Origin of the sequence: Trebonia sp., from assembly GCF_049794275.1 — a bacterium.
Taxonomy (GTDB): Bacteria; Actinomycetota; Actinomycetes; order Streptosporangiales; family Streptosporangiaceae; genus Trebonia.
Window position 1 is genome coordinate 1 of the sequence record NZ_JBARCR010000878.1, and the last position, 2376, is coordinate 2376.

At 72.5% G+C, this 2376-nt stretch carries 3 protein-coding genes; all 3 read left to right on the plus strand.

Annotation, left to right across the window (positions count from 1 at the left end):
• On the plus strand, positions 1-273 hold a 273-nt coding region (locus tag WA805_RS22640), incomplete at its 5' end, for a hypothetical protein (protein WP_425243346.1).
• Between the two features lie 41 nt (positions 274-314).
• Positions 315-986, plus strand: coding sequence for a response regulator transcription factor (locus tag WA805_RS22645; RefSeq protein WP_422323083.1), 672 nt, complete (start codon positions 315-317; stop codon positions 984-986).
• Positions 983-2353: a HAMP domain-containing sensor histidine kinase gene (locus WA805_RS22650; RefSeq protein WP_425243347.1), complete on the plus strand. Its 1371-nt coding sequence runs from the start codon at positions 983-985 to the stop codon at positions 2351-2353. Before WA805_RS22645 ends, WA805_RS22650 begins: the two co-directional genes overlap by 4 nt.
• The last annotated feature ends 23 nt before the right edge of the window (positions 2354-2376 follow it).

A 2376-nucleotide genomic window follows, 5' to 3' on the forward strand; every position in this document is an offset into this window, starting at 1 on the left:
GCCAGGAAGGCCGCGGCGCGGCAGTCCGGGACGCTTGAGAGGCAGGCCGCGCAGGCGATGGCGACCGCCCTCGCCAGCCAGCTCGGCGTCAGCGACAGCGCCGCCCAGCGCGCGCTCAATGAGATCAACGCGCTGAGCGACAGGGACGGCGTGGACCCCGCCAGCCCGGCGTTCGCCGCGATCGCTCACCAGCTCGGCGTGACCCCGGCCCGGCTGGCCGCCGCGCTGGACGCGGCCAAGCAAGCGGCCGGGCGCAGCGTGGGCGGCAATTAAGAAGTGCCGGCGTCGGCGAGGTCCCGCGCATAATGGATGACGTGCGGGTCCTCGTTGTCGATGACGACGCGGCGGTGCGCCAATCGCTTTCCACCGCGCTGGGGCGTGACGGGTATGAGGTGCTGGCCGCCGACAGCGGCGGAGCCGCGCTCGCCCACATGGCGGCGACGAGCGTCGACGCGATCGTGCTCGACGTCGCCATGCGCGAGCCGAACGGCCTCGAGGTGTGCCGTCGGCTCAGGTCCCGCGGCGACCGGACGCCGATCTTGATGCTCACCGCCCGCGACCTGGTCGACGATCGCGTCGCCGGCCTGGACGCGGGCGCAGACGACTACCTCGCCAAGCCGTTCGCGCTCGCCGAGCTGCGCGCCCGGCTGCGCGCGCTGCTGCGCCGCAACGCGGCCAGTGCCGAACAGCTCAGCTACGGCGACCTGGTGCTCGACCTGGCGGCGGCTCGGGTGACGAGGGGCGGGCGCGAGGTTCCCGTCACCCGCACCGAGTACCTGCTCCTCGAACTGTTCCTGCGCAACCCTGGCCGGGTACTGAGCCACTCGCAGATCTTCCAGGCGGTCTGGGGCTACGACTTCGGCCTGCGCTCGCACAACCTGTGGGTGTACATGAGCTACCTGCGCGCCAAGCTCGAGTCGGCCGGCGAGCCGCGCATCCTGCACACCGTGCGCGGGCTCGGCTACGTCCTGCGCGACGCGCCATGACGCTGCGGAACCGGGTCTCGGCGGCGGCGGCGGTCGGCGTGCTGATCGTCGTCGCCGCGGTCAGCGGCGTGCTGTATTTCGTCTACGCCGCGAGCGTGCATTCCCGCGTCGACGCGACCCTTATCGATGCTGCCCAGCAAGCCTCGAGCGTCGTCCAGCAAATCAAGCAGCCGGCCGCGGGCACTAGCGGATCTATCCCCGACTTCGAGAGGCCGGTCACGGTGGGCAGTGTAGAACTGCAGCTGTCCAATGGTCCGGTGGCCGTGGGTCAGCCTAGCCAGTTCGGGCCCCTCGGCAGCCAGGACGTCGCGGTAGCCGAGGGCGCGCAGCCGCCCTACTTCGCCACCGTGGACATGGGCGGACATCAGTTCCGGGTCTATACCGCGGCCATGCCCGGCGGGTCAGATGCCGGGCTGGTGCGCGCCAGCCGGGCCACGGACGCCGACGACGGCACGCTGCGCGACGCGGCCCTGCTGCTGGCCGCGCTGACCGTCGGGGCCGCGGGCATCACCTACGGCGCGGCGCGGCTGACCGCGGGCCGCATTCTCCGGCCCATCGCTGAGCTCACCGCGACCGCCGAGCACATCACCAAGACCCGCGACCTCACCGCCCGTCGCTTCACCGGGCCTAACGGCGCCGGGACCAGCGACGAGGTGGGCCGGCTCAGCTCGTCCTTCGGCTCCATGCTGGCCGCGCTGCATGATTCGGTCACCGCGCAGCGGCAGCTCGTCGCCGACGCCTCGCACGAACTGCGCACCCCGCTGACCAGCCTGACGACGAACCTGGACCTGCTCGAGGACGGCGCAGGCCTGGCCGACCCGCAGGCGCCCGGCCTGGTGCGGGCGGCACGGGAGCAGGCCGGCGAGCTCGACCAGCTGATCACCGACCTGCTCGACCTCGCCCGCTACCACGAGTCCGCACCGCATCGCGAGACCGTGCGGCTGGACCTGCTCACCGGCCAGGCGGTGCACCGCCTGGGCCAGCGAGGCCCGCACGCGGTCATCGAGGCCGAGCTGAGCCCGTGCCTGGTGCACGTCGACCCCGCCGCGGTCGATCACGCCGTCGGCAACCTGATCGACAACGCCGTCAAGTGGAGTCCGCCAGGCGTCGCGGTCCGCGTCGTCGTCGAGGACGGCCGGGTGGTGGTCAGCGATCGCGGGCCGGGCATCGCGGTCGAGGATCTCCCGCACATCTTCGAGCGCTTCTACCGGGCGCCCGACGCGCGAGGAATGCCGGGCGCGGGGCTGGGGCTGGCCATCGTCGGCAGCGTCGCGCAGGCGAACGAAGGCACCGTCGAGGTGCGGACCGGGCCAGCCGGATCGGCGTTCACCCTCGCGTTCCCGTCGCTGGAAAACGCCGGGGACTGATCAGGACCGCGATTCACCCGCGC

Excerpts from the sequence above, each read along its gene's own strand:
- WA805_RS22650 (WP_425243347.1), top strand. The coding sequence starts at position 983 with ATGACGCTGCGGAACCGGGTCTCGGCGGCGGCGGCGGTCGGCGTGCTG.